This window comes from Halomonas sp. HMF6819 (assembly GCF_044335525.1).
GTDB lineage: Bacteria > Pseudomonadota > Gammaproteobacteria > Pseudomonadales > Halomonadaceae > Vreelandella.
The window spans coordinates 429,463-454,408 of sequence record NZ_JBIQVY010000003.1 but is presented as its reverse complement, the minus strand read 5'-3'; the positions used below and the strand labels follow the sequence as shown (position 1 = coordinate 454,408).

Sequence of the window (24,946 nt, the reverse complement as noted above, 5' to 3'; positions counted from 1 at the left end):
ATAACAATACAGGTTTTCGTGAGGCGGCATCAAAAGCGCCTCACGGAATCTCCTCATAATAAAAAAACACGCTTAAAAGCGAGGTCACAGCATGAGCCACAAACCTCTTTCGGGACGCAGAGTCATTGAGTTGGGCACGATGGTAGCGGCTCCCTTCGCCACTCATATCCTTTCTCAGCTAGGCGCTGAGGTGATCAAGGTGGAACCGCCAACGGGCGATACCACTCGCGCGTTAGTACGAGGTGGCCCTGGAGGGACATTTATTGCCTACAACCACGGCAAGAAAAGTCTCTCAATTGATTTGACGACCCAGGAAGGCAGCGACGTTTTTCATAAACTGGCTGCGACGGCGGATGTCGTGATTCATAACCTCTCGCCCGCCGCCACGCGCAAACTGGGTATTACCGCGAGCGACTTAAAAAAAGACAATCCTGACATTATCTACTGCCATATTCGTGGCTATGCAGCAGGCCCTCAGCATGAGGATCTGGCCACCAACCCTGTTGCAGAAGCGTCTACCGGCGTCATGTCTGACAACATCGTCGACGGGCGCCCAAGCCGGTTAGGGCCCTCCTACCACGATCAGTTCGCAGGGGCCTACGCTGTGATACGCGTTCTTGCCACACTGCTGAACCCCGATCCGATGGCCAAGGATCGCGATATCGAAATTGGTTTGTATGAAACCGGCCTCCACATTGCAAGCAGGGATCTTGCCGGTGTACAGCTCAAAACGCAGCTTCTCGGACGCCCCGAAAAGGAAGCGGGTGGCGAGTTTTCCATGCCGGGATACGGTGCCTATGAAACCAGCGATAAGCGCTGGGTCTATCTGCTGGTACTGACAGACGCACACTGGGCAAAGCTGTCTCGAGGACTTGGTATGCCCGAATCAGACGATCCTGAGCTGGCTCGTTTGAGAGAGCGCAAGAAACAGCGTGACCGAGTCGAAGCGGCCGTGCGCACCGCCGTAGGTAGCTTGGATTACGACACTGCTATTACGAAGCTTCGTGAGGCGGGCGTAGGGTTCACCGAAGTGCTTCCACTTGAGCGCGTCCTTGAAGCGCCCCAGGCTCATCAGCCCGGCAAGCTTCGCACTCTCGATTTTCGCGGCCTGCACTTTGACGTGCCTGAATTCCCGGGGCAGTCATCCTCCGACCCGGGCTTGCCTCCCCCACACCTGGGCCAGCATACCGTCGAAGTATTGAAAGAGCTGGGGTTTGCTCAACACGAATGTGACGCTTTGCTGAACTCCCAAGCCGTCAAGGTCGCTGAAGAGCATGAATACTCCTGGGCGGCAGTACGCAATGACCGTTAATCGTTTCTCATGACCGAGAATGACTACCTGAATCTGTCAGTAGCAAGAGGCCGACCATGGCTAAAAAAACAGCAACCCTGACGCTGAACATCGACGATGAAACCAAATGCATGGACCTGCCCATTTATTCGGGCACTGTCGGCCCCGACGTCATTGATGTCGGTAGCCTGCTCTCTGAAGGGCTGTTCACCTATGACCCTGGATTTATGGCCACCTCTGCCTGCCGCTCCTCGATCACTTATATAGATGGCGGCAAGGGAACGCTGATGCATAGAGGCTACCCTATCGAACAGCTTGCGCAAAAATCCAGCTTTGTCGAACTTTGCTATTTGTTGCTGTTTGGCGAGCTTCCAGATGGTCAGCAATATACCCACTTTGAATCTCGAATTCGCAACCACACGATGGTTCACGATCAGATCAACAACTTCTTCAAGGGGTTTCGTCGCGATGCGCACCCCATGTCAATTCTCTGTGGCGTGGTAGGAGGTTTGGCGGCTTTTTATCACGATCACATGGATATTACCGTCAAGGAAGACCGCGAAATCAGCGCCATTCGCCTGATTGCCAAAATGCCGACCATTGCAGCCATGTCCTACAAGTACAACATAGGACAGCCGTTTAACTATCCTCGTAACGACCTGAGCTACTCAGAGAACTTTCTTTACATGATGTTTAGTAATCCTTGCGAGGAGTACAAGCTCAACCCGGTCTGCGCCAAGGCCATGGATCGTATTTTCATGCTGCATGCCGACCATGAGCAGAATGCTTCCACCTCCACGGTACGCATGGCCGGCTCTACCGGCGCCAATCCCTTTGCCTGTATCAGTGCCGGTATCGCCGCCCTGTGGGGGCCTGCTCATGGCGGTGCCAACGAAGCAGTGCTAAAAATGCTCGACGAAATCGGCGACGCTTCCGAAGAGAACATTCAACACTTTATTGATCGCGCCAAGGACAAGAATGACCCTTACCGGTTGATGGGGTTCGGCCACCGTGTCTATAGCAGTTTCGACCCCAGAGCACGCGTGATGAAAGAGACCTGCGATGAGGTATTGACAGAGCTTGGCATGGCCGATGAACCACAGCTAAAAATTGCCAAGCGTCTGGAGCAGATCGCTTTAGAGGACGACTATTTCATCGAGCGCAAGCTCTACCCCAATGTCGACTTCTATTCAGGTATCATTCTCAAGGCAATGGGAATTCCCACCAATATGTTTACCGTCATATTCGCGGTTTCGCGTACGGTCGGCTGGATCTCTCACTGGCACGAGATGCTCTCTGATAGCTATAAACTCGGCAGACCTCGCCAGCTTTACGTTGGCTCCTCTCAGCGAGACTATCGTTCAAAAAAGTGATGATCGCTAACAATACCTGATGTGTTTTAGAAAGCTTTAACGTTAATCGCTATCGAGACTTGCTGATAAAGCCTGTCATACCCAAATCACTTAAAATTATAAAAAGAAGCGATCGCATGATCCTTGATTTACATATCGAACATGAATTATCACGGTGGCGACTAAAAGATCTTCAAAACAGCGAAGTTCGCTCACGCGGTATCGCTTTAACGAATGCAAGGTGGCAACCAGGCTGCGATATACCCAATCTCGACAGGATAAAGGACATACGAATTTCGAATAACGTAGATGAAAGCATTTTAAACGATATTGTTAGCCCATTGAGGCGAGAGGAAATCAATATTCATATTGCTCAAAAGAATCAGGAGACGTTGAGCACTACGGATACTTATTCTACGACGTCGGAGTTACCGATTGATCGCTGGTTAGGCGTAACGGCAGGGCTTCATTTAGCTGGAGGATGTTGTGTTATCGCATGCGACAACCCTATCACTATCGACTTTATAGCACCTGATGGACGCTATATAGGAGGTTACATACTGCCGGGACTTCGCCAGATGAAAGAAATATTGCAGTTACAAACGTTTAATGTATCGATTGATTCCGAGGAGCAGGCCGACGAGTTCGTGATACCAGGGCGCAATACCAATACGGCGGTGAATCACGGAACCTTCACGGCTATCGTGAGTGCCGTGAGTCGTATCTACCTGGAACTATGCCGACAAGAAAACAAAGGCCTGGCCTTATTAATGACCGGAGACGATGCCGCTATTTTATCGAAAGGCGTGCAGGTAACTCATGCCGTTTGGCCCGATCTGGTTTATGGCGGATTGGAACTGTGCTTTCCGCTAACCCTTTCAGAACGACTCGGCCAGATGTGCGGGGCGCCCCGCTCGATTAAACCGCCCCTACTGGACGCGATTCGAAATACGCTTGCCTCACCATGAAACACGCAGAGAATTACTTCGAGCCTATTGGGGTGTTTCGCTCTTGAGCACATCCCAGCCGGATTCGATATGCTTCCGCATGGACATGACCGCTGCCTGAACATCACGAGAAGCCAAAGCGCTTAGAATCTCCTCGTGCTCTCTGATTGCCCGATCTCCCCGGCCACCGACAGCGTTAATGACGTCAAACGGATAGCGAGCCCAGAGCACCTGAACGAAATGCTGTGTGTGAGAAAGGTCGGCGATATCATAAAGGCGCCGATGAAAACGATAGTTGATACCCCGCGCCGCGGCGCGATTGCCGCTACTAAACGCCTGCTCAAACTCCTTCTCAATCGCATACAGCTCTTCGATATCACTGGTCGTTGCCTTTTCGACAGAAGCCTGGACCAGCTTTGCCTCCAGCAGTAAACGTAACTGGAGGATTTCGTCCGATGCATTGGCATCGAAAGGAACGACGGATGCACCTCGATAGGAGTCGCGAGCTACGTATCCCTCGGCCTCGAGAAGCTTCAAGGCCTCCCGAACGGGGGTAATGCTAAGATTGAGCTTCTCGGCTATCTCGGCCTGTTTGAGCCGAGATCCTCTGGGGTATACACCGGAAATGATGCCCTCTCGAAGGTAGTCGGCTACTTTCTCTTCTTTGGTCTTGTGGTCCATCATCATGGCTAAGCGCTCGAGCAGGCAGTATTGCAAAACGTCTTTGTTCAACAACGCAAAAAATGCATTATTTTGTCTTCGCAATTTACCACAGCGTTAACCGGTATTCATCACATCAAGAATCAAATTTTCCATTCAAAGCCACTTAAAACCGGCCAGCCCGCACCAGGTGTCGCCGCTGATTGGGCGTGGATGCCGGGCACGAAAAAAAAGGGGGGCTGCGTTAATCCGCAGCCCCCCTTTTATCGATATTTTGGCGCGCCCGGCAGGATTTGAACCTGCGACCCTCGGCTTCGGAGGACTAAACTCCCTAACCCCTACCTACCTCAATAGACAAACAAAACCCCATAAAATAAGGCATTTATCAATATTCATTGTTTATACTTGTCTATTTTTATATGTGGTTATAGACTCAATATGCAGTTACCAGAGTGGTACTGAATAGGAGTTAGCCATGATAACCACCGACCGCCAGCTTCAGGCACTAAAACCCAAAGACACCGTTTATTGGGAAAGCGTGAAGTCACCTCATGGTGGCGGCTTGGCTATTCGTGTGCAGCCTACCGGATCAAAGGCGTGGTACTACCGCTATCGCTTCAATAGCAAACAAGATACCTATAGCCTTGGCCGTTATCCCAGTGTGGGCTTGCAGGAAGTAAGAGAGAGCCACGGCGAAGCGGTAGCGCTACATGCTCAAGGCATTAACCCTAAGCACGCACAGCGCGAAGACAAGGCACGCAATGCATCAGCCTGGACGATGGCCGAGCTGTTCGAGCTGTGGCTTCAGAGTTACGCAAAGACGCCCACGGTACGCACTAAGCGCACACCGTCTGAGCTTGTTGTAGAGCAAGCGTGTTGGCGCTGGGGCCACTACCTGAAAGGGCGAGTTGGTTCATTGCTGGTCAAGCACGTTGATGCCCGCGTAGTTAAAAGCACCGTTTCGCAAATAGCGGGCAGCCAATCACGTAACCAGGCAAGCAAGTGCTTAACCATGCTGCGGGCCATGCTGTCGTATGCTGAGGCGCACGGGCAGATTGACACCAACCCCGCCCAAGGTATCCAGCCAAGCCAACTAGGCGCTACCAAGTCAGCACCGCGTGACCGTGTATTGAGCTTGCCAGAGATCAAACGCCTATGGGATGCGATAGAAAGCGCACGCCTGGACGTTAGCGCCGCCAATGCGCTAAAGCTGCTGATACTTACCGGGCAACGCCGGGGGGAGCTACTGCAAGCCAAGTGGGATCATATCGACCTTGACGGTGCCCGCTGGACACTGCCAGCCGTAACCACTAAGTCACGCCGAGAGCATACCGTTTACCTTTCAAGCGCTACCGTTGACCTACTACGGGAGCAACAAGCCGTAACGGGCAATAGTGAGTACGTATTTGAAAGTCAGCGGGCCTATGGCCAGCCGATTGGAGACGCCAGCCTGACCACTGCTATTGCTCGACTGCAAGGCCGTAAGCTGGCAAAACAGAACATGAAAGCACCGCTTGCGGATATGCCACGCTTTAGCGTTCACGACCTGCGCCGCTCATTCGCCACGGGCCTGCTAAAACACTTTGGCACCGCACCGCACGTTGTCGAGCAAATGCTGAACCACGCGCCAACAGATCGACTAATCGAGACCTACCAGCGTCATGATTATGCCAAAGAGCAGCGCTTGGCTTGGCAGGCATGGGGGCAATTAATCACCAGCGCGCAGACACTTGAGCAAAATAACGTAATAAAAATTCGAGCAGGGCAGTGAAAATTTATATTTTTAGAGAAGCAAGCCATGAGATTTATTCATGCACTATCAAGACAACATGCAACATATTGAGACATAGCAAGACATATTGCACCGCGTTTTCTAACTGTAAAGAAAGTCAATAGGCAAAAAGGAGGGCGACAAGGAAGCGCTTAATGCTCCGTGAAACAATAATATGCGTTGAATTGTTTTAAAATGAGGTTAGCATTAATACATCGCTGAATATCTATACAGACGTTCAGAGATAAAAGAAAAGGCCAGAACACGGTGAAAGTTTGGCGACCCGATCCGTGGTTCTGGCCCTACGCCCAAGCCAGTCAGACTGACAAGGGAAAAGCGGATGCTCTATAACACGAAAACGCACCACTCCCTAATGCTTGACGCGCTAACGTCATGCGGAGCAGTGCGTAGTCGAGTTAAAGAGCACGAGCTAATACGTAAACGTTTAGCTCTATGCGAAGTATAGATTTCTATACACACAAATTACAAGCATTGCTTATATCTGTGGTTATCGCTCCCCGCCTATCCCTGTTAGTCGAACTGGCCTCGATAGAGGAAAGCCAGCATGGCTACAGCACTTCAAAGAAAGCTACTTACCGAACGCGAAGCCGCCGAGTACCTTGGCTATCGCCCCGCCACTTTCCGCCAATCCCGCTGTATGGGGATTCTCGCCGGAACCAAACCACCTAAACATCAAAAGTTGGGCCGTGCTGTTCGTTACGACATTGCCGACTTAGACGCCTGGATTGAGCGAGTCGCCAAGGAGGTAACGGCATGATACTTACCCGCGACCAACTCACTCGCTTGACGGCAATCCTCGCCCCTTACCGTGGTGAAAGGCTAACACGCCCAGCTATAGAGCTTGCCTTAACGCTAGCCAAAGGGAATAGCCGTGACAGCGTAGAGCAAGCCCCCTGTTTCCGTGAACGCATGATGCAGGCTTACGACACCCTGCGCGCTGAAAACGCGGAGGTGAGCCAATGATGCCCGTTGCCATCATGCGCGATATGCGCACCCACGTTATCCGCTTTCACTTCACCGACCCTGATTGCTTGCTGACCGCCGAGCAAGCGATTGCCTGCGGCTTAATCAACGACGAGGAGCGCGAACAACTGGAGCAGGAAGCCAAGGCATTTGGCAAGGAGACCACCCTGTGAACGCGACAGAACAAAACTACCTTGCCCGCGCTGCCTTGTCCGGCGATGCCCGCCACATGATCCGCTGCGCCGCCATTCTCGACGGCGTGGCCGAACTGCTGGGCGATTCGTCTATTGATGGTCTGCGCCGCGATGCACTGCTGGAAACCCTGCGCCTGACGGCTGAGGTGCTAGATGAACGCGCCGCCTGGCTGCGTGAGGAGGGCCTATGCACACCACAATAAAAACGCCCAGCCTTGGAGGGGCATGGGCGCTATCAAAAGTCGTTTCAGGCCAGATCGCCCTGGAGAACAAGCTGGCTGAAAGTATTGTCGCTCATTACGGCCTGAGTGTCAGCCCGATTGGTGACGGCGAAATCCACCGCCACGACCACCCGGATAGCCGCAAGGGCAACAAACGCCTTTGGTACGTCCTGCATTATGACTTTGGCGTACACGGCGATTGGGCGACCGGCGAACAGCACAGCGTTTTTGCCGACGACACCCCCGACCCGCAAGCCGCCGAGAAGGCGCGCAAGGAGGCCGAAAAGCGCCGTGCAGAACGCCAGGCCGAGCGAGAGCGGGGATATGCCCAGGTAGCCAGCCAGACGCGCCGAGAATGGCCGATGCTGCCCCCTGCCAGCGCTACCCATGCCTACCTGACTAACAAGCACGTCAAGCCTCACAACCTGCGCCAAAAGCATGGCCTGCTGGTAGTGCCGCTTACCGATGGCCAACGCCTGGTCAACTGGCAGACTATCAACGCCGATGGAGACAAGCGCTTTCGGTCTGGTGGCAAAGTCGGCGGCTGCTACTCGCCTCTTGGCAGCATTGAACCAGAACAGCCGTTACTGATCGCCGAGGGTTGGGCCACTGCCGCCACCCTGCACGAAGCAACAGGCTACGCGGTGGCCGCTGCCATGAACGCGGGCAACCTGTTGCCCGTGGCGAAAAGACTACGCGAACGCTACCCCCGCCAGCCCATTATCGTCTGTGCGGATAACGACCACGGCACGCCGGGAAACCCCGGCGTCACCAAGGGCAAGGTGGCCGCTTCCGCCATTGGGGCGCGCTGCGTGTGGCCTGACACGCTCGACGGTGTGACCGACTTCAACGACCTGGCACGGCTGGGCAGCGAGGTGCTGCCATGACCGTAGCGACCGACCTTAGAAAGGTGACGCAGGCAGTACAGGAAACGGTCGATGACATGCGACTGAACGCCGTTAGCCTGGCCGGGCTGATTAGCATGGAGCTGCCCGAAAGAACCATGTTACTGGCCCCGTGGCTGCCCTCCAGCGGCCTCGCCATGGTTTACGCACCACGCGGGCTGGGCAAGACATGGTTCGCAATGGGGGCGGCCTACGCCTGCGCTTCCGGTGGCGAGTTTCTTGGATGGGAAGCGCCCGAGCCGATCCCGGTGCTTTATATCGACGGCGAAATGCCCGCTGTAGCGCTTCAGGAGCGATTCGTAAGCATTGTTCAAAGCGCGCCCTACCAAGCCCCACCCGACAACTTGCAAATCCTCACACCTGACCTACAGAAGCGTGGCATGCCCGACCTGGCCAGCCTTGAGGGGCAGCTTGCCATAGAGCCCTTTACCGACCCGGCCAAGCTGATCGTGGTGGACAACATCGCCACGCTCTGCCGAAGCGGGAAGGAGAACGAAGGCGAGTCGTGGATGGGCGTGCAGGAGTGGGCGTTACGGATGCGCGCCCAGGGCAAGACCGTGCTGTTTGTCCACCACAGTGGCAAAGGGGGCCAGCAACGCGGCACCAGCCGCCGTGAGGACGTGCTCGATACCGTCATTGCCCTGCGCTACCCCAAGGGCGAGGAGGACACTCAGGGCGCAAAGTTCGAGATGCACTTTGAAAAGAACCGGGGCTTCTATGGCGACGATGCCCGAAGCCGTGAGATCGAGCTACACAGTGCCCCCGATGGGCGTATTTCGTGGGCCTATCAATCCCTGCAAGACAGCACTTACAAGCGTGTCGTGTCTCTGCTGAACGAAGGGCTTACCCAGGTCGAGATTGCGCGGGAGCTGGACATCAACAAGTCCAACGTCAATCGCCATGCCAAGAAAGCCGAGCGCGAAGGGCTGTATACCAAGCCTAAAGCGCCCAAGCGGGAGGCCAAGCAATGATGCCCAGTGAACCAAAGTTGCGCGTTGCGCCCCCTAGGCAACGCAACCCGCAACTTTCACAAGATGGTGGCGCAACTTTTGAGGCATCCCGCGCAACCGACAACGCAACCGGAGACTTAAAATCCCTTGCTAACAGCTACTTGCAGAGAAAGGAGCGCAACCAGCAACGCAACCATGACGCAACCGAAGATCCAAAAACAGCGCAACTTTCGGGGAATTTTGAGGGGGTGAAAGTTGCGCAATTTGCGGACGTTTCCACCTACAGCGAGGAAGTGCCCGACTGGCTGGAATGGATCGCCCAGCGCTGCCCCCTGGTGCCGGAAGATCGCCGCCATGTGGTTGCTGGCCTTCTACGCCTTCACCCACGAATGCAGCAACGCCTGGCCGAGCGCTACGTAGAGGCTTGGCGGGCTGCTGCCGACGATGAACCCATGTACCACAAGCGCGATAACGCCGGGCGACGCGCTGCCAATCTGATTATCACCAAACTGAAAAGAGGTGCCGAGTATGTCTGAAGCCACGATTGAACAACTGCAAACCGAAAACGAAGCCTTGAAAACCAAGAATGCCGAGCTACTGGACGAGCTGAAGCGGGCGCGCAAAAGCCGCGAATCCGACGACCTCAAGCAGCAAGTCGAGCGGCTGGAAGCCGAAAAAGGCGAGCTTTCCGACCAGCTCCACCAACTCACGTTCGAGAAACCTATCAGCGAGTTTTTCCAAAGCGTTTGCCCTGCTGCTGGCGCTTTACGCCAGACATTTGAACAGCACTTTGATATTGCCCAAGGCGAGGATGGCAAGTTCTACATCCATAACAAGGATGGCAATCCGGTACTGAAAACCGTCAAGGTTGGCCAGTACGGGGAAGAGCAGCATCCAAGGGAGCTGACCTTTGACGACCTTGCCGACTTGGTACATGAGCAAGCGCTTGAAGACGTTCGCTACTTCATGCCCAAACCCACGGGAAGCGGCGCACCGGGAAGCTCTCGGCGAAGCGCGCCCCGCCCAGTGGCCAACGACGAAAAGCCAGAGGAAAAACCCGCCAACGGCCCACACTTTGGCATGAGGTGATATAATCAGAAGACGACTGGCGGCCCCTGTGGGGCTGCCTTTCATTCCCTCCCTGTGGGAGAAGCGCACCAGCCGCCCAACGCTGGGACTTGATCGCCTGTGGCGAACCCTCCCGAGACCTGTGGTCCGTGAGAATCACTCAATCCTTATTATCAAGGTGATTCATCATGGCCGTTACACGCCTGACCGATATTATTGAACCCGCCCCGTTTACGGGCTACACCCTGCAAGAAACCATGAAAAAGACCGCTTTGGTCCGTGCGGGTGTAGCAGTACAAAACAACGTGATTGCCGAGCAGCTTAAGGCCGGCTCCCATAGCTTCACCGTGCCTTTCTGGCGTGACCTGGAAGACGATGAAGCCAACATCGTTAACGATGACCCGGACACCCACTCCACGCCCAAGAAGATTGGCAGCGGTAAGCAGCTAGTCCGCAAAAGCTACCTTCACCAGAGCTGGTCTGCCATGAACCTGGCCTCCGAGATCGCCGGAGATGACGCCCTAGCGAAGATTCAGAGCCGGGTAGTCGCCTATTGGGATCGACAGCTTCAAAAGCGCCTAGTGGCGTCTCTGCGCGGCATCATGGCCGATAACATCGCCAACTTTGACGGCGATATGGTGCTGGACATTAGCACCGAGACCGGGGCCGCTGGCGTGTTTGGTGCTGAAGCGGTGATTGATGCCACGGGCACCCTTGGCGACTCGATGAGCAGCCTTGTCTCGATCGCCATGCACAGCGACATTTACCGCCGCGCCCTCAAGAATGACCTGATCGAGTTTATCCCCGACTCTCAGGGCGGCACCATTGCCACCTTCCGGGGCCTGGCGACTGTGGTAGATGATGGCCTACCAGTGAACGAAGGCGCTTATACCTGCGCGCTGTTTGGCGCTGGTGCCGTGGGCTATGGTGCTGCTGAACCTGTCATTGCTGATGGCACGGAAGTTGAGAACCTGCCTTCTGCTGGCCGTGGCGGCGGTCAACAAATCCTTCATAGCCGTATGAACGTGGGTCTGCACCCCGCTGGCTTTACTTGGGTAGAGGATACCATCGAGGACGAATCACCCAGCCTGTCAGAACTCGCCCTTCCGGCCAACTGGAACCGCGTAGTTGAGCGCAAGGCCGTGCCCCTCGCCTTCCTGATCGCTCGCGCTCAGTAAGCACCACCGGCCCCTACGGGGGCCATTCAGGAGGCACGACATGGCAAAATGCGCCGGAACTCAAAAGAAACCGCCAAAGGACACCGATAAGAAGATTCTCGACATGAGTCAACGCGGCTTGTCGGTTAGCGCTATCGCCCGTGGGCTAGGTATCAGCACCGCGTTACTCAAGGCATGGCGGGAAAATCACCCCGAATTACAGAACGCGCTCGATGAAGGCCGCGAAATTGAACACACCAAGCTAAGAAGCGCCCTGATGGACCAGGCCGAAGGCGGCAACGTAACAGCCGCTATCTTTCTGCTGAAGTGTCGTCACGGCTACCGTGAAGGCGACCAGGGCGAGCTGGCCAACCGGGTGAGCGTCACTTTCCAGCTACCGGGGCCGCAATCGCTGGAAGACTTCAGCCGCACAATAGATGGGGAGGTGGTACGTGGAAGCGATTGATCTTAACGACTTCCAACAGCGCACCCTGGCCGCCCCTGAAGAGCTGGATCTATTTCTAGGCGGTGGCCGTGGTGGTGGTAAGTCATACGGCTTGGCCCTGCTGTGCCTGCGTCATGTAGAAATGTACGGCGATCAAGCCCGCGTGCTCTACCTGCGTAAGACCTACAAGGGGCTGGCTGACTTCGAGCTAATCACTCGCACGCTATTTGGCATGGTGTACGGCACCAACGCCCGCTACAACCAGGGAGAGCACGTCTGGAAATTCCCCAATGGGGGCTATCTTGAGCTGGGGCAGCTTGAAACCCAAGGCGACTATGCCAAGTACCAGGGCCGTAGCTTCACGCTACTGATTATTGATGAAGCGGGGCAGTACCCCACCCCTGACCTTCTCGACCTAATGCGCTCCAACCTGCGCGGCCCCAAGGATATGCCCATCCGGGTAGTAGTAGCGGCTAACCCTGGTGGCCCCGGTCATCACTGGATCGCCCGCCGCTATGTGTTTCAAGCGGAACCCTGGAAGCCTTTCCATGAGGAAAAGAGCAAACGCCAATGGCTGTACTGCCCTTCCACCTTCCAGGGCAACCACTTAATCGACCGTGAGCAGTACCGCGACCAGCTAGAAAGCGCGTGTCCTGATGATCCTGAGCTATTGCGGGCATGGATAGAGGGCGATTGGGCCGTTAACCGTGGCGCTTACTTCGCGTCTGTGCTGGAGGAGAGCCGCAACGCCGTTCCCACATGGCGAGAAATTCCCGACGACTGGAGTGTATACCTTACCCATGACTTCGGTAGCAGCGCCCCCAGCGTAACGTATATCTGTGCTGTATCGCCGGGTGGTTATGGGCCTGATGACCGTTTCTACCCGCGTGGTTCTATTGTGCTGGTGGATGAAATGCACACTGCCCGACGTGAGAACCCGGACAAGGGGCTGGGCTGGACAGTGCCCGTACTTGGCGAAGAGATCGTGAAGTGGTGTCAGCATTGGGACGTGAAGCCCGAAGGCGTGGCCGACGATGCAATATTCGCCAAGACCGGCTCAGGGGCTGGCAGCATTGCCGATGAGTTCCAGAAAGCAGGCGTGACCTTCCGCCCGGCCAAGAAAGCTGATCGGATCACCGGCTGGAACATCATGCGCCGCCTGCTGGGGGATGCAGGCAAGCCCGACCGCCCCGGCCTGTATATTGCCCGTCATTGCGGGTATTTCTGGGATACCGTGCCTTACCTCGCCCGTGACCAGAAACGCATCGAGGACATGGAAACCACCGGCCCGGATCATGCCGCCGACGCGGTGCGCTATGGCTGCTTGAGGAAGGAACCGTTCAAGGGCGGCTATAAGATCATACCGGGCTTTCGCTAGCAGCAACGGGGATTAGTCGGCGAGTGCCCCGCTTGAGAAAACCCCGACAGCCTGCGCGTTACCTTCCGAGTAGTGACGGCGGCAGGCCCTTCAAGCCTTGGCTAGCGCTGGGGCTTTTACATTTGAAATGGAAGAACCAAGTGCGTTTTGAAAGCAGAGATGGCCAGCCTTCCCGCACTTCCCACGGCTTAAAAAGACTGCGCAACGAACAAGGCAACGAATCGCAACACCACACAAGGTCGAACGACAGCGTTTTGGAATTGCCATTTGCAGTTACCAGCGTGGTTACAGCCACCTATTCCACAAAAGAAAAGGGCCCACGTGTTAACGTAAGCCCTTGAAATTCTTGGCGCGCCCGGCAGGATTTGAACCTGCGACCCTCGGCTTCGGAGGCCGATACTCTATCCAACTGAGCTACGGGCGCGTAGGGGGCGTATCCTACCTGTGTGGGCGGGCGCTGTCCAGCGGCGGGCGGTTTTAGACGGGGGTCGCATTGCCGCCCGAGGCGCCCTGGGGCATGCTGAACGGGCACGCTTTTCGCAACCCATCGGGAACCTAACAAAATGAAGAATTTCACGCTGAGTACGCTCACCCTCGCGGTCTCTCTGGCGGCAGTGGGCAGCGCCCACGCCAATGATTTCGACGACATGGACCCGGTCACGCTGCGCCTGGCTCACGTGGTCAACGAGCAGGACGGCTTCCACATGGCCGCGACCAAATTCGAGGAGCTGGTCGAAGAGCGCACCGATGGCAAGGTCGCTATCGAGATCTACCCTAACGCGAGCCTGGGCGACGAGCGCACGCTGTTGGAAGGCATGCAAATCGGCACCGTCGACATGGGCGTGATCACCAACGGGCCGGTAGCCAACTTCGTCGAGGAGATGGCGGTGTTCGAGCTGCCCTTCCTCTTCCCCTCCCCCGAGGCCGCTTATCGCGTGCTGGACGGTGAGATCGGCCAGGAGCTTCTGGACAAGCTGGGCGATGTGAACCTGAAAGGGCTGGCCTATGCCGAGCGCGGCTTTCGCAACCTGACCAACAGCGAGCGCGCGGTGAATACGCCGGACGACATGGACGGGCTGCGTATTCGCGTGATGGAGAACCCGGTTTACACCGACACCTTCCGCGCGCTGGGTGCCAACGCGGTACCGATGGCCTGGACCGAGGCGCTCACCGCCATGCAGCAAGGCACCATCGACGGGCAGGAAAACCCGGTGAACGTGATCCACTCCTTCAACCTGGAGGAGACCCAGAACTACATGACGCTGTCGCGCCACACCTACGCGCCGGCGATCTTCGTGATGGGTCTACCCGCCTGGAATCAGTTGCCGGAAGCAGCTCAAACGGTATTGGCAGACGCCGCTCAGGAAGCCGCAGAGTACGAACGTCAGCTCAACGCCGATATGGAAGCCGAGCAGCTCGCCTCGCTCAAGGAATCCGGCATGCAGATCAACGAGTCGCCGGATATCGAGGCCTTCCAGAGCGCCGTCGAGCCGATCTACGAGCAGTATGGGGAGCGCTTTGGCGACTACCTGCCGCGCATTCGCGAGGCGATCGCCGAGTAGGCGTTTTCGCCAGTGTCACCAAAAAAGGCCACCGTCGCGGTGGCCTTTTGATTGCTGAACATATTGAGACTCTCAGGCCAGAATCTTGCCCGGGTTCAAAAGCCCTTTCGGATCCAGCGCCAGCTTCATGCGCTTCATCAGCGCGATCTCTTCCGGCGTGCGTGAAAGGCTCAGGTAGTCGCGCTTTTCGAGCCCGACGCCGTGCTCGGCGGAGATCGAGCCGCTGTATTGAGACAGCGTGCCGTACACCTGCTCCTCGACATCGCGGCGGCTGTGCGGGCTGGCGTCGCGCACGGTGATCATGATGTGCAGGTTGCCGTCACCCAGATGGCCAAAGACCACGAGCTGGCCGGTTTCCGGCCACTGCGCTTTCAGCTTCTCTTCAAGCGTGGTGACGTACTCGTTCATGTGCGCAATCGGCAGGCTGATATCGAAGGAGAACATCGGGTTGAGTTCGTACACCAGCGTCTCGATGTCTTCGCGGATATCCCAAATGCCCTGGCGCTGGGTGCTGGAGTTCGCAAGCACCGCGTCCGTGATCAGCTCCTCTTCCAGCGCCTTCTCGAGTACCGCGGCGAAGGCTTCAGCATCCTTCTCCTCATCAGAGCCCAGGGTTTCGATGATGGCGTAGAAAGGCGAGTCGCCGGCGAGAATCTCAGCGTGCTTGGTGGCTTCACTGGTCATCAGCGCGTAGTGGTTGTTCCAAAGCGCCTCGAACGCGCTCAGGCTGTTGGCGAGCTCCTTGGAGGCGAACTGCAAAAGCCGGGTAAGCGCCTCAAACGAGGGCACCGCCACCAGCGCAGTCTGCTCGCTGGGCATTTTGGGCTGTAGGCGCAGCACTGCGCGAGTGACGATCCCAAGCGTCCCTTCACTGCCGATGAACAGCTGCTTCAAATCGTACCCGGCGTTGTTTTTCAGCATGGTATTCATCGAGCTGACCACGGTGCCGTCGCTCAGGACCGCTTCGAGGCCCAGCACCTGCTGGCGCATCATGCCGTAGCGAATCACGCGGATACCGCCGGCATTGGTGGCGATGTTGCCGCCGATGGTGCAGGAGCCGCGCGCGCCGAGATCCAGCGGGAACTGCATGTCGATATCGTCGGCGGCTTCCTGGACGCGCTGAAGCGTGGCGCCGGCCTGCACGCGCATGGTCGAGCCCACCGCGTCGACCTCTTCGATCTGGTTCATTAGCTCGAGCGAGACCACGAGCTCATTGGGGCTGGCGACAGCGCCGTGCACGACGCCGGTCAGGCCGCCGTGAGTCACCACCGCTTGCTTGGCCGAATGACACGCCGCCATGACTTGGCTGAGCTGCTGCGTCGTCTGCGGCCGAATGATCGCCATGGCCTCGCAGGGGGCCTTGGTGAACCAGTCGACGCTTCGCTGGGCGACGTCGTCTCCCAGCAGAATGCCTTTTTTACCGACGATGTTTTCAAGCTCGTTAATCAGCGTGTTCATGATCTCTACCTGTCGAGCGGGGCCTGAATCGGCGGTCCGCCTGTTTTAATTTAGCCAAAGCGAATACAACGTTATCCTGTCATCGCCTCTCGCGAAAGCGTCGATGCCGTGCGGGGCCATGAAGGCTACCGCCAACGCCATTTTTGCTCAAGCGCCAGCCGCATGCTCTGGCGCCGTTATGGTAAAGTGCCCCGGGCAGAAAATGCCCCTCCAACGATTAAAACAGCGCTCTCAAGGAGTTCACGTGGAACACGCCCCCTCTCGTCTCACGCCCCGCCTGCTCATTCTGGCCGCCGCCGGCCTGCTTGGCATGTCCACCGCCAGCGCCGATATTGCGCCAACCTCGCTGCGTCTGGCCCACGTGGTGAACAGCGACGATACCTACCACCTCGCCGCCACGCGCTTTCAGGAAATCCTCGATGAGCAGAGCGACGGCGCGGTCAGCGTAGAAATCTTCCCCAACGCGAGCCTGGGCGACGAGCGCACACTGCTGGAAGGCATGCAGATCGGCACCGTGGACATGGGCGTGATCACCAACGGACCGGTGGCCAACTTCGTCGACGAGTTTTCGGTCTTCGAGCTGCCGTTTCTGTTTCCCACCGCCGAGGACGCCTATGACGTGCTCGACGGCGAGATCGGCCAGGAGATTCTCGACAAGCTCGAGGGCGTCAACCTGAAAGGACTCGCGTTTGCCGAGCGTGGCTTTCGCAACATCACCAACAGCCGCAACCCGATCAACGAGCCGTCGGATCTGGACGGGCTACGCCTGCGCGTAATCGAGAACGAAGTCTACGTCGACACCTTCCGCACCCTGGGCGCCAACGCCGTGCCGATGGCCTGGACCGAAGCGCTGACGGCGCTACAGCAGGGCACCATCGACGGCCAGGAGAACCCGGTCAACGCCATCTACGCCTTTGACTTGGCCGACACCCAGGACTACCTGACCATGACGCGCCACATCTACGCGCCGGCACTGTTCGTGATGAGCCTGCCCAAGTGGAACGCACTGCCCGACGAGGTGCAGACGCTGGTGCAGGATGCCGCCCGCGAGGCGTCTACCTATGCGCGCGAGCAAAACGCCGAGGCCGAAGCCGAGCAGCTCGCAGCGCTCCGGGAAGCAGGCATGGAGATCAACGAGTCCCCGGCTATCGACGCCTTCCGCGAGGCCGTAGCCCCGGTGTATGAGCGTTACGGCGATCAGTTCGGCGACTACCTGCCGCGCATTCAGGCCGCACTCGAGTAAGCCGCCATGTCCTCAAGACCGCCATCGTCATCGTCGCTCTCGTTGCTTGACCCCGTGGTGAGTGCGCTAAGGGCCGTCGAGCGCGGCCTGGACGCCGTGCTCAAGCCCGTGGTGTTTCTCGGCATGGCCGCGCTGATCCTCGTGATCACGCTGCAGATCGTCTCCCGGGTGCTCTTCACCGCGGTGGGCTGGACCGAGGAGGTCGCCCGCTTTCTGCTGATCTGGATCACCTTCCTCGCCGGCACGCTGGCGTTTCAGCGCGGCCACCACATCGCCGTCACCTTCGCCGTCGACACCCTGCCGCTCACGCTACGCCGGGCGGCGCGATTTCTCGCCGTGCTGGCGGTGATTGCCTTCATGATCACGCTGATCGTGATCGGCTACCGCTACATGCAGGTGCAGAGCTTTCAGAAGTCCGCGTCGCTTCGCGTGCCGATGTCGTACGTCTATGCGGTGATGCCGGTGAGTGCGGCGATCATGGCCTGGTATGCGCTGGTGGATCTTTTCGAGATCCTCCTTGAGGGCGAGCCGCGAAAACCGATGGGAGAGCAAACACCATGACGCTTCTTCTCTTTGGGCTCTTCTTTCTACTCATGCTGCTGGGCGTGCCGATCGCCTTCGCCATCGGCGCAAGCTCGCTCTACGCGCTTTACCAGGGCGGCGTGCCGCTGATGGTGGTGACCCAGCAGATGTTCCAGGGCATCAACTCGTTTGCGCTGGTGGCCATTCCGATGTTCATTCTGGCCGGCGATTTGATGGCTCAGGGGCGGGTGAGTGAGCGGCTGGTGAGCTTCGCCGACTCGCTGGTGGGCTTTCTTCGCGGCGGACTCTCGATCGTGTCGGTCATGGCGGGCATGTTCTTTGCCGCGATCTCCGGCTCCGGGGCGGCCACCACCGCGGCGGTGGGGTCGAGTCTCGTACCGGAGCTCAAGCGCAAGGGCTATGAGCCGGCCTCCGCGGCGAGTTTGATCGCGGCGAGCGGCACCATCGGGGTAGTCATTCCGCCGTCGGTACCGATGATCATCTACGCGGTGATCGCCCAGCAGTCGGTGTCCGAGCTGTTCCTGAGCGGCTTTCTACCGGGCCTGGCAATGGGGCTAGGACTGATGGCGATCGCCCTGGTGCAGGCCTACAAGCGCCAGTACCCGAAAGGCACGCCGCTGTCGCCCGCCACTATCTGGCGCACCTTCAAGTCCGCCAGTTGGGGGCTGATGACCCCGGTGATCATCCTGGGCGGTATCTTCACCGGTATCTTTACCCCGTCCGAGGCCGCCGTGGTGGCGGTGAACTACGCGCTGCTGGTGTCGCTGTTCGTCTACCGCGATTTGACCCTACCCCAGGCGTACCGGCTGTTGATTCGCTCGGCGATGACCACCGCGGTGATCATGCTGGTGATCGCCATGTCGGCGGTGCTGAGCTGGACGCTCTCGAGCTGGCAGGTGCCCGGCGCCATCGCCGCGTCGGTGCTGTCACTCTCCACCAACCCGCTGGTGATCATGCTGCTGGTCGTCGCGGTGATCCTGCTCACCGGGGTTTTCATCGAAACCGCCAGCGCCTTGATCATTCTCACCCCGGTGCTGCTGCCGCTGGTGCTGCAGCTCGGGATAGATCCGATCCACTTCGGGCTGATCATCGTGGTGGGGCTCTCGATCGGCATGATCACTCCGCCGGTAGCGATCAACCTGTACGTGGCGTCCTCGGTGACCCAGCTACCGCTGGAGCGCATCACCCGCGCGATCATTCCGTATCTTTTAGGGCTGATTGGCGTGCTGCTGCTGGTCGTGTACGTGCCGATTTTCATGGGCTGGTCGGGGAACTGACCGGGCCATGTCTGCGCGTCGAGGGAGCCAATCAGGCTCCCTTTTTTATGTTCACAAAGCGGCGACGGCGCTCAGGCGCCCTGCTGGCAGGACTTGCGAAACTGCCCCGGGGTGATGTCGAAAAGCTGATAAAAGCAGCTGCGAAAATGCGAGATGCTGACAAAGCCCGTGGCCACCGCCACTTCCGCCAGCGGCTTGTTGGTCTGCTGCAGAAGCTGACGGGCGCGCGTCAGGCGAAGCTCCATGTAATAGCGTGACGGGCTTGCGCTGACGTAGATCGAGAACATGCGCTCGAGCTGACGCCTTGAAATATTCACCCAGTTACTGATCTCGGCAATCGAAAGCGGCTCTTCGATGTTGTTCTTCATCAGCTGCAGCGAGATCTTGAGCTTCTCCGGCAAGGTATGGTTTTGATCGACCCGCAGTGTCGATATATCCGGTGAGTCGAGCCCCTTGTCACAGCTGAGCATCTCCTCAACGGCGCCGACCACCGCGTTGCCGCAGTCGGAGCGCACAAGCTCGAGCATCATGCTCAGCGAGCTACTCGCCCCGGCGCAGCTCAGCCGGTTACGATCGACGATAAAGCTACGGCTGGTCACGGAAACATCCCAGAACTGCTCCGCCATCATCGCCCGGCCGTCCGGGTGGTAGGCGCACTGATAGCCGCTCATAAGCCCCGCCTCGGCCAGAAAATAGGCGCCGTTCCAGAGTCCGCCCAGAATAGCGCCGTGACCATCCGCGCTCTTGAGCCGGCTACGCAAAAGCGCTGTCGCCTGTACCTTGACGCGTAGCCCACCGCAAACGATCACGACGTCGACATCCAGCGCGGCACTGTCGAAATGCGCAAGCGCCATGTCCGTCGACACCTCGATTCCAAGATCGGACACCGTCGCCGCCCGCTCTCCCACCACCAGCACTTCATAAAGCGTCGAGGACTTCATCAGGTTCGTGGTCACCAGCGCATCCACCGCGCCGGTAAACGCCATCATCGAAAAGTGATCGAGCAGGATGAAGGCTACTCTTTTGCTTTTCTTATCGTTCCTTGCGTTTTCATCACCATGGATGTAGGCCATATTCTTGTTTTTTAATACGCTTGAAAATCGGTCTTTCATCACGCCCCCGAAGTTTATGAGAACGACTTTTCAGGAAAACTTTCAAAAAAAGAAGTTTCAAAATAAAATAGCGTGGCAACGACTATCCTTATTATAGTGCTTACCAATACAGATACTTGCTATTAATTAATAATGTATAGAATGCCCCTCTTTTTAAGTGGTGGCGTTTTACCTAATCCTGGCCAAGGCTCCCTGCCTTATTTAGTGCAATAAAAGTGCCAAACGCAAACGTTGCTTTTCCGCCATTGATACTTCATCAAATCTTTTTGGCATTGACTTTACAATAATGTCGCCAATCAGTCTTTCCATGTCGCAAAAGCCGGGCTTGCGGCGGGGGGCTTGAATCAAGATGAAGATTCACTCCCCTCTGCTGGACAGGATCAACATGAATAATTCCAAAGGCACTCCCCTCGCGCTTGGCGCAGCGGCTTTTCTTTCCTTGGCGTTCGTTGGAAATGCGCAAGCCGATAATATCTCACTGAAATTCCATAGCGGCTTGGCTCAGTCACGCCCGGAAGCTGCGCAGATCGATCGTTTCGCCGATTTAGTCAGCGAGAAGTCCGACGGCGAGCTTGAAATCGAGGTATACCACGCTGGCGCGCTTGGCCTGAAAGAGGCCGACATGCTACGCATTCTCCAGCAGGGCATGGTGGATATGGCGCTACTTTACGGCGAGTACTATACCCGTGACGCACCGGCGCTCTCATCGGTGTACGCGCAGGGGGCCATCACCGAGTCGTCGCAGCACGATGAAATTCTCGACGTTATTCGCGAGCTTTACGAAGATGGCTTCGCCGACTGGAACATCGAGATTGTGGGTGGCGTAGTGGCCCCCATTTTCGACGTAGGTCTGCACTGTAAAGAGCCCGTACATACGCTCGAAGAGCTGCAGGACAAAAAGGTGCGCGTCTGGTCACGGCATCTGGTCGATACCTTTGATCTTTTAGGCATTTCTGCGCAGGTCATTCCGCAAAACGATATGTACATGGCGCTTCAGACCGGCGTCGTCGACTGCGCATACTACCTCTCTACCGTGGCGCCTACCGTGTCGCTTCAGGAAGTCACCGAGTACGAATCCTACCTGCACCCTTGGGCGGCCTCTCCCTGGCTTTTCGGTATTAGCGAGCGCGCGCTATCGCGTTTGAACGACAATCAGCGCCAGGCACTCGAAGAAGCCGGCGAACAGATCTGGAACGAAACCCGCGCCACGGCAGTGGATCCGGAGCGCGAAGCGCAGGCACGTCAGGAACGCGAGGAGCTAGGCATCACCATGTTGCCGGATTTCTCTGACGAGGATGTTCAAACCTTCGTCGACGCCGCTTGGCAGGCTTGGCAGAACATGGCGGAAAACGCCGGAGAAGACGGTACGCGCTACTACAACACGGTCACTCAAGCGCTTTCCGAAGAGTAAGAATAACTAAACCCACTGCCAAAAAGAGCCAATGTACATTGGCTCTTTTTTTGGAGTTAACCTGCGATGATTAAAAAAATCGACAGTCTGCTCGACAAGACGGCTTATGCCTCTTTTTTGCTGGGTGTCATGAGCGGTGTCGTCATGACGCTACTCATCTTCATAAGCACCTTAATGCGCTACCTTGGCGGTCGCCCATTACGCTTTTCCGATGAGCTGGCGGGACTACTGTTTTTGACCCTAACCTTTCTGTGTTTGCCCTACGTGCTCAATAAAGGCCGCCATATTCGCATCGAAATCCTCATCAACCTTATGCCGGCGAGCATCGCGAGGGTAATGGACTTCGTCGCGGTCATGGTGCTGCTCACTTTCTGCACCGTTTTTGCCATCGAGTCTTGGAAGTTTATGGAATTCTCGTTTGCGATCAATTCACGCACGGATATCAGCAGTATTTTGTTGTGGCCCTGGATGGCCATCATGCCGTTTTCCATGGTGCTTTGTATCCTGATACAACTCAGCCATGGTTTTAAACAGCCTACCAACCCCGTGGCCTCGACGGAGGATGCGATATGAGTTGGCTGCTTTTGAGTACAAGCCTGATTCTATTTCTCACCAGCGGCGCGGTTTTGGGCGCGGCACTGGGGCTCACCGGCTTGGGGCTGCTCCACTTTCAGGCCAATGGCGCAACGGCACTGGCGATCAACGCCACTTGGAACATGCTCACGGATTTTACGCTTAGCGCCGTTCCACTATTCATTTTCCTGGGGGAAATCCTGCTGGCCAGCGGCGTATCACGGCGCGTTTATAACGGCCTGACACCACTTTTTGCTCGGGTACCCGGGCAGCTTCTACACACCAATATTGCAGTATGTACGCTGTTTGGCGCGGTGAGCGGCTCGAGCACGTCTACCGCCGCCGCTATAGGCGCCGTCGGCTACCCGGAGCTTAAAAGCCGGGGCTACAACCCAAGCGTTGTGGTGGGCACTCTAGCCGCTGGAGGTACCCTAGGACTTCTGATTCCTCCAAGCCTTGCGCTGATCATCTATGGCGCCACACAGAACGTTTCGATCGGCCAGCTATTTATCGCGGGCATGCTGCCAGGACTTCTCATCGCCGCGGCTTTCTCTACCTGGATCGTGATTCGCTCAAAAATCGGCGAGCCAGTCACGCCCACGTTCAAAGATAAGATCACGCTTAGGCACGTCTTAAGCGGAGTGAAAGAGATATGGCCTTTGCCACTGCTGATTTTCTTCGTGCTGGGCACGATCTACATGGGTATCGCCACGCCCACAGAGTCCGCCGCGCTTGGAGTCATAGCAAGCATCGTGCTCGGTCTGACTTGGGGAGATTTGACATTCAAGCGTCTCTGGCAGGCGTTCAAACACGCCTCGATCATGTTCACCGCGATCGGCATGATTCTGATTGGAACGGTGATTCTGTCTCAGGCCGTCAGCATACTCGGTATTCCGCGTGCCGCGGTAGAGACCATCGCCGGCTTGGGGCTGGGGCCTTACGGTATACTGCTGATGATCGTCATGGTCTATATCGTATTGGGATGCTTTTTCGACGGTATCTCGCTGCTGTTGATGACCCTACCGATCACATTCCCCATGATCACAAGTCTTGGATTTGACCCCATCTGGTTTGGCATCGTGGTAACTCTATTGATCGAGATTGGCATGATCACTCCACCAGTGGGCCTTAACCTGTTCGTATTGTCGTCGATTTCCAAAAACGAGGTGAACTTGACGGCAGCGGCAAAGGCCGCGCTGCCTTACTGGCTCATTCTACTGGGTGCCGTCGGGTTTTTTACCCTATTTCCAGGTATTGTTCTTTGGGTGACAAACCTTTAGTCAAAGTGCTGCATTGGAAATATCGCGTAACGAATAGCGGCCCGCTTTCATCGAAGCGGGCCGCTTTTTATGCGAGTAATAGGCAGTGAAAACTAGCAGTCGACATCCAACACCTCCCCCACCTCCATGACCTCGCCGCACCGGCTCGGGCGATAGCCAGGGAGGGCCTCCACGGCCTGCTGGAAGGCGTCGCTGCCGAGAACGTCGATAAAGGCCTGCACCCGCGGCTCTTTCAGTGACTGGTGATGGCAGGCGAGCAGATAGTCCTCTACCGCCAGCGGGATGAAATCGAGGCCGAACTTCTCGGCGCCGGCCTGCACGCCGAAGCCGACGTCCGCCATGCCGGCGGCCACGTAAGCGGCGACGGCGGAGTGGGTGAACTCCTCGACTTCGAAGCCGCGAATGACGGCGCTTGCTACGCCCGCCTCGCTCAGCAGGCAGTCGAGCAGCGAGCGTGTCCCGGAGGAGGCTTGGCGGTTGATAAAGCGCACGCCCTCGGTTGCCAGCGATGCCACGCCCTCGATGCCAAGCGGATTGTTGGGGGCCACCATCAGCCCTTGGGTGCGGGCGATGAAGCCGATCACTCGATGCTCGCGGGGTTTCAGCAGGCCCTGGTAGGTGGCGCGTATGCGCTCGCCCACCGCGCCGCGGGGCAGGTGAAAGCCCGCGACGTCGCAGCTGCCGCGGTTGAGCGCGGCGAGCGACTCCTGGGGGCTGCAGTACTGTAAATCCAGCGGCACCGCCGTCAGGTGCTTTGGCAGAAGCTCCACGGCGAAGCCGTGGCTTGCGTGCAGGCGCAGCACCGACACCACCCCCTGCTGTTCGCGCGCGATGGCAAGATTCAGCTCCGAGCCGAGGCTTTCGAGCTGCGGGCCCAAACGGGCAACGGCGCGCTGCTCCGCCCATAACAGCTTTTCACCGAGTGGCGTGAGCTGAGCGCCGCGCCCACGCTGCATCTCGACCAGCGCCACGCCGAAAAACGCACTCCCCTGGCGCAATAAGTTCCACGCGTGCCGGTATGAGATACCCACGTCCTCGGCGGCTTGGGTTAACTTACCCCGCCGGTAAACCGCGCCCAGTAGGCGAAGTAGCTGTAAATCCAGCTGGTTTCCCGCATCGTCACGAAAGCACCAGGTAGGAAGCACGGTGATTTTCTTCATTGGC

At 57.2% G+C, this 24,946-nt stretch carries 26 protein-coding genes and 1 tRNA gene; 22 read left to right on the top strand and 5 right to left on the bottom strand.

From position 1 onward, the window contains the following. The first annotated feature begins 91 nt into the window (after positions 1-91). The 3 genes from ACGLWX_RS12200 to ACGLWX_RS12190 all read left to right on the top strand — a co-directional run bounded on the left by ACGLWX_RS12200 (position 92) and on the right by ACGLWX_RS12190 (position 3,611). A complete protein-coding gene (locus ACGLWX_RS12200) occupies positions 92-1,312 on the top strand; it encodes a CaiB/BaiF CoA transferase family protein (protein ID WP_396240035.1) in 1,221 nt (406 codons plus the stop codon). A 56-nt stretch (positions 1,313-1,368) separates the two neighbouring features. After that, complete coding sequence (gene gltA, locus ACGLWX_RS12195; RefSeq protein WP_396240033.1) at positions 1,369-2,664, top strand: citrate synthase; 1,296 nt, start codon at positions 1,369-1,371, stop codon at positions 2,662-2,664. A 116-nt stretch (positions 2,665-2,780) separates the two neighbouring features. Further along, entirely contained in the window at positions 2,781-3,611 is an 831-nt protein-coding gene (locus tag ACGLWX_RS12190) for a type III pantothenate kinase (protein WP_396240031.1), read from the top strand. A 24-nt stretch (positions 3,612-3,635) separates the two neighbouring features. Here the strand turns inward: ACGLWX_RS12190 and ACGLWX_RS12185 are convergent, their stop codons facing one another. After that, complete coding sequence (locus ACGLWX_RS12185; protein WP_396240029.1) at positions 3,636-4,277, bottom strand: GntR family transcriptional regulator; 642 nt, start codon at positions 4,275-4,277, stop codon at positions 3,636-3,638. A gap of 24 nt (positions 4,278-4,301) precedes the next feature. On the opposite strand from ACGLWX_RS12185, the gene ACGLWX_RS12180 reads away from it, so the two are divergent. From ACGLWX_RS12180 to ACGLWX_RS12125, 12 genes are all read left to right on the top strand, one after another. After that, on the top strand, positions 4,302-4,547 hold the full coding sequence (locus ACGLWX_RS12180) for a hypothetical protein (RefSeq protein ID WP_396240027.1): 246 nt from the start codon (positions 4,302-4,304) through the stop codon (positions 4,545-4,547). 178 nt (positions 4,548-4,725) lie between these two features. Continuing rightward, positions 4,726-6,021: a tyrosine-type recombinase/integrase gene (locus ACGLWX_RS12175; RefSeq protein WP_396240025.1), complete on the top strand. Its 1,296-nt coding sequence runs from the start codon at positions 4,726-4,728 to the stop codon at positions 6,019-6,021. Between the two features lie 565 nt (positions 6,022-6,586). Further along, positions 6,587-6,799 (top strand): helix-turn-helix transcriptional regulator, encoded by a 213-nt coding sequence (locus ACGLWX_RS12170; RefSeq protein WP_396240023.1) that lies wholly within the window; start codon positions 6,587-6,589, stop codon positions 6,797-6,799. A 202-nt stretch (positions 6,800-7,001) separates the two neighbouring features. Then, positions 7,002-7,178: a hypothetical protein gene (locus ACGLWX_RS12165; protein ID WP_396240021.1), complete on the top strand. Its 177-nt coding sequence runs from the start codon at positions 7,002-7,004 to the stop codon at positions 7,176-7,178. Further along, entirely contained in the window at positions 7,175-7,402 is a 228-nt protein-coding gene (locus ACGLWX_RS12160) for a hypothetical protein (protein ID WP_396240019.1), read from the top strand. Before ACGLWX_RS12165 ends, ACGLWX_RS12160 begins: the two co-directional genes overlap by 4 nt. Further along, on the top strand, positions 7,387-8,307 hold the full coding sequence (locus ACGLWX_RS12155) for a toprim domain-containing protein (RefSeq protein ID WP_396240017.1): 921 nt from the start codon (positions 7,387-7,389) through the stop codon (positions 8,305-8,307). Before ACGLWX_RS12160 ends, ACGLWX_RS12155 begins: the two co-directional genes overlap by 16 nt. Continuing rightward, positions 8,304-9,296 carry an AAA family ATPase gene (locus ACGLWX_RS12150; RefSeq protein ID WP_396240015.1) on the top strand — a complete coding sequence of 331 codons (993 nt, stop codon included), beginning with the start codon at positions 8,304-8,306 and terminating at the stop codon, positions 9,294-9,296. The genes ACGLWX_RS12155 and ACGLWX_RS12150 overlap by 4 nt, the downstream gene beginning before the upstream one ends. After that, positions 9,293-9,811: a hypothetical protein gene (locus tag ACGLWX_RS12145; RefSeq protein ID WP_396240013.1), complete on the top strand. Its 519-nt coding sequence runs from the start codon at positions 9,293-9,295 to the stop codon at positions 9,809-9,811. Before ACGLWX_RS12150 ends, ACGLWX_RS12145 begins: the two co-directional genes overlap by 4 nt. Further along, a complete protein-coding gene (locus tag ACGLWX_RS12140) occupies positions 9,804-10,364 on the top strand; it encodes a hypothetical protein (RefSeq protein WP_396240011.1) in 561 nt (186 codons plus the stop codon). The genes ACGLWX_RS12145 and ACGLWX_RS12140 overlap by 8 nt, the downstream gene beginning before the upstream one ends. A 167-nt stretch (positions 10,365-10,531) precedes the next feature. Further along, positions 10,532-11,521, top strand: coding sequence for a hypothetical protein (locus ACGLWX_RS12135; RefSeq protein ID WP_396240009.1), 990 nt, complete (start codon positions 10,532-10,534; stop codon positions 11,519-11,521). A gap of 40 nt (positions 11,522-11,561) precedes the next feature. Further along, positions 11,562-11,966 carry a hypothetical protein gene (locus ACGLWX_RS12130; protein ID WP_396240007.1) on the top strand — a complete coding sequence of 135 codons (405 nt, stop codon included), beginning with the start codon at positions 11,562-11,564 and terminating at the stop codon, positions 11,964-11,966. Beyond that, positions 11,953-13,323: a phage terminase large subunit gene (locus ACGLWX_RS12125; RefSeq protein ID WP_396240005.1), complete on the top strand. Its 1,371-nt coding sequence runs from the start codon at positions 11,953-11,955 to the stop codon at positions 13,321-13,323. The genes ACGLWX_RS12130 and ACGLWX_RS12125 overlap by 14 nt, the downstream gene beginning before the upstream one ends. A gap of 347 nt (positions 13,324-13,670) precedes the next feature. On the opposite strand, the gene ACGLWX_RS12120 is transcribed toward ACGLWX_RS12125, so the two are convergent. Further along, positions 13,671-13,747: transfer RNA gene (locus ACGLWX_RS12120), tRNA-Arg, on the bottom strand. A 139-nt stretch (positions 13,748-13,886) separates the two neighbouring features. On the opposite strand from ACGLWX_RS12120, the gene ACGLWX_RS12115 reads away from it, so the two are divergent. After that, positions 13,887-14,885, top strand: coding sequence for a TRAP transporter substrate-binding protein (locus ACGLWX_RS12115; RefSeq protein ID WP_396240003.1), 999 nt, complete (start codon positions 13,887-13,889; stop codon positions 14,883-14,885). A gap of 72 nt (positions 14,886-14,957) precedes the next feature. Here ACGLWX_RS12115 and ACGLWX_RS12110 read toward each other — a convergent pair whose 3' ends face one another. Then, positions 14,958-16,343, bottom strand: a complete 1,386-nt coding sequence (locus tag ACGLWX_RS12110; RefSeq protein ID WP_396240001.1) for an FAD-binding oxidoreductase — start codon at positions 16,341-16,343, stop codon at positions 14,958-14,960. 202 nt (positions 16,344-16,545) lie between these two features. Between ACGLWX_RS12110 and ACGLWX_RS12105 the strand changes: the two genes are divergently transcribed. Genes ACGLWX_RS12105 through ACGLWX_RS12095 form a run of 3 tightly spaced genes read left to right on the top strand, consistent with a single transcriptional unit; the run spans position 16,546 to position 19,406 of the window. Further along, positions 16,546-17,586 carry a TRAP transporter substrate-binding protein gene (locus tag ACGLWX_RS12105; protein ID WP_396239999.1) on the top strand — a complete coding sequence of 347 codons (1,041 nt, stop codon included), beginning with the start codon at positions 16,546-16,548 and terminating at the stop codon, positions 17,584-17,586. Between the two features lie 6 nt (positions 17,587-17,592). Then, complete coding sequence (locus tag ACGLWX_RS12100; RefSeq protein ID WP_396239997.1) at positions 17,593-18,147, top strand: TRAP transporter small permease; 555 nt, start codon at positions 17,593-17,595, stop codon at positions 18,145-18,147. Further along, positions 18,144-19,406 carry a TRAP transporter large permease gene (locus ACGLWX_RS12095; RefSeq protein WP_396239995.1) on the top strand — a complete coding sequence of 421 codons (1,263 nt, stop codon included), beginning with the start codon at positions 18,144-18,146 and terminating at the stop codon, positions 19,404-19,406. The genes ACGLWX_RS12100 and ACGLWX_RS12095 overlap by 4 nt, the downstream gene beginning before the upstream one ends. Positions 19,407-19,477: 71 nt before the next feature. On the opposite strand, the gene ACGLWX_RS12090 is transcribed toward ACGLWX_RS12095, so the two are convergent. Next, entirely contained in the window at positions 19,478-20,479 is a 1,002-nt protein-coding gene (locus tag ACGLWX_RS12090) for a GlxA family transcriptional regulator (protein ID WP_396239993.1), read from the bottom strand. A 424-nt stretch (positions 20,480-20,903) separates the two neighbouring features. Here ACGLWX_RS12090 and dctP point away from each other — a divergent pair, with 424 nt between their 5' ends. From dctP to ACGLWX_RS12075, 3 genes are all read left to right on the top strand, one after another. Continuing rightward, positions 20,904-21,929 carry a TRAP transporter substrate-binding protein DctP gene (gene dctP / locus ACGLWX_RS12085; protein WP_396239991.1) on the top strand — a complete coding sequence of 342 codons (1,026 nt, stop codon included), beginning with the start codon at positions 20,904-20,906 and terminating at the stop codon, positions 21,927-21,929. A gap of 66 nt (positions 21,930-21,995) precedes the next feature. Beyond that, the gene (locus ACGLWX_RS12080; protein ID WP_396239989.1) at positions 21,996-22,502 is read left to right on the top strand and encodes a TRAP transporter small permease; all 507 of its coding nucleotides are present in this window, start codon (positions 21,996-21,998) and stop codon (positions 22,500-22,502) included. Continuing rightward, a complete protein-coding gene (locus ACGLWX_RS12075) occupies positions 22,499-23,782 on the top strand; it encodes a TRAP transporter large permease (protein ID WP_396239987.1) in 1,284 nt (427 codons plus the stop codon). The genes ACGLWX_RS12080 and ACGLWX_RS12075 overlap by 4 nt, the downstream gene beginning before the upstream one ends. Before the next feature lie 92 nt (positions 23,783-23,874). Here ACGLWX_RS12075 and ACGLWX_RS12070 read toward each other — a convergent pair whose 3' ends face one another. Continuing rightward, positions 23,875-24,942, bottom strand: a complete 1,068-nt coding sequence (locus ACGLWX_RS12070) for a substrate-binding domain-containing protein (protein ID WP_396239986.1) — start codon at positions 24,940-24,942, stop codon at positions 23,875-23,877. Between the last annotated feature and the right edge of the window lie 4 nt (positions 24,943-24,946).

What these genes read in the sequence shown, in the direction of transcription:
- ACGLWX_RS12200 (WP_396240035.1), top strand. Translation starts at nt 92, where the DNA reads ATGAGCCACAAACCTCTTTCGGGACGCAGAGTCATTGAGTTGGGCACG.
- gltA (WP_396240033.1), top strand. Translation starts at nt 1,369, where the DNA reads ATGGCTAAAAAAACAGCAACCCTGACGCTGAACATCGACGATGAAACC.
- ACGLWX_RS12190 (WP_396240031.1), top strand. Translation starts at nt 2,781, where the DNA reads ATGATCCTTGATTTACATATCGAACATGAATTATCACGGTGGCGACTA.
- ACGLWX_RS12185 (WP_396240029.1), bottom strand. Translation starts at nt 4,277, where the DNA reads ATGATGATGGACCACAAGACCAAAGAAGAGAAAGTAGCCGACTACCTT.
- ACGLWX_RS12175 (WP_396240025.1), top strand. Translation starts at nt 4,726, where the DNA reads ATGATAACCACCGACCGCCAGCTTCAGGCACTAAAACCCAAAGACACC.
- ACGLWX_RS12170 (WP_396240023.1), top strand. Translation starts at nt 6,587, where the DNA reads ATGGCTACAGCACTTCAAAGAAAGCTACTTACCGAACGCGAAGCCGCC.
- ACGLWX_RS12165 (WP_396240021.1), top strand. Translation starts at nt 7,002, where the DNA reads ATGATGCCCGTTGCCATCATGCGCGATATGCGCACCCACGTTATCCGC.
- ACGLWX_RS12155 (WP_396240017.1), top strand. Translation starts at nt 7,387, where the DNA reads ATGCACACCACAATAAAAACGCCCAGCCTTGGAGGGGCATGGGCGCTA.
- ACGLWX_RS12150 (WP_396240015.1), top strand. Translation starts at nt 8,304, where the DNA reads ATGACCGTAGCGACCGACCTTAGAAAGGTGACGCAGGCAGTACAGGAA.
- ACGLWX_RS12145 (WP_396240013.1), top strand. Translation starts at nt 9,293, where the DNA reads ATGATGCCCAGTGAACCAAAGTTGCGCGTTGCGCCCCCTAGGCAACGC.
- ACGLWX_RS12140 (WP_396240011.1), top strand. Translation starts at nt 9,804, where the DNA reads ATGTCTGAAGCCACGATTGAACAACTGCAAACCGAAAACGAAGCCTTG.
- ACGLWX_RS12135 (WP_396240009.1), top strand. Translation starts at nt 10,532, where the DNA reads ATGGCCGTTACACGCCTGACCGATATTATTGAACCCGCCCCGTTTACG.
- ACGLWX_RS12130 (WP_396240007.1), top strand. Translation starts at nt 11,562, where the DNA reads ATGGCAAAATGCGCCGGAACTCAAAAGAAACCGCCAAAGGACACCGAT.
- ACGLWX_RS12115 (WP_396240003.1), top strand. Translation starts at nt 13,887, where the DNA reads ATGAAGAATTTCACGCTGAGTACGCTCACCCTCGCGGTCTCTCTGGCG.
- ACGLWX_RS12110 (WP_396240001.1), bottom strand. Translation starts at nt 16,343, where the DNA reads ATGAACACGCTGATTAACGAGCTTGAAAACATCGTCGGTAAAAAAGGC.
- ACGLWX_RS12105 (WP_396239999.1), top strand. Translation starts at nt 16,546, where the DNA reads ATGCCCCTCCAACGATTAAAACAGCGCTCTCAAGGAGTTCACGTGGAA.
- ACGLWX_RS12100 (WP_396239997.1), top strand. Translation starts at nt 17,593, where the DNA reads ATGTCCTCAAGACCGCCATCGTCATCGTCGCTCTCGTTGCTTGACCCC.
- ACGLWX_RS12095 (WP_396239995.1), top strand. Translation starts at nt 18,144, where the DNA reads ATGACGCTTCTTCTCTTTGGGCTCTTCTTTCTACTCATGCTGCTGGGC.
- ACGLWX_RS12090 (WP_396239993.1), bottom strand. Translation starts at nt 20,479, where the DNA reads ATGGCCTACATCCATGGTGATGAAAACGCAAGGAACGATAAGAAAAGC.
- dctP (WP_396239991.1), top strand. Translation starts at nt 20,904, where the DNA reads ATGAATAATTCCAAAGGCACTCCCCTCGCGCTTGGCGCAGCGGCTTTT.
- ACGLWX_RS12080 (WP_396239989.1), top strand. Translation starts at nt 21,996, where the DNA reads ATGATTAAAAAAATCGACAGTCTGCTCGACAAGACGGCTTATGCCTCT.
- ACGLWX_RS12075 (WP_396239987.1), top strand. Translation starts at nt 22,499, where the DNA reads ATGAGTTGGCTGCTTTTGAGTACAAGCCTGATTCTATTTCTCACCAGC.
- ACGLWX_RS12070 (WP_396239986.1), bottom strand. Translation starts at nt 24,942, where the DNA reads ATGAAGAAAATCACCGTGCTTCCTACCTGGTGCTTTCGTGACGATGCG.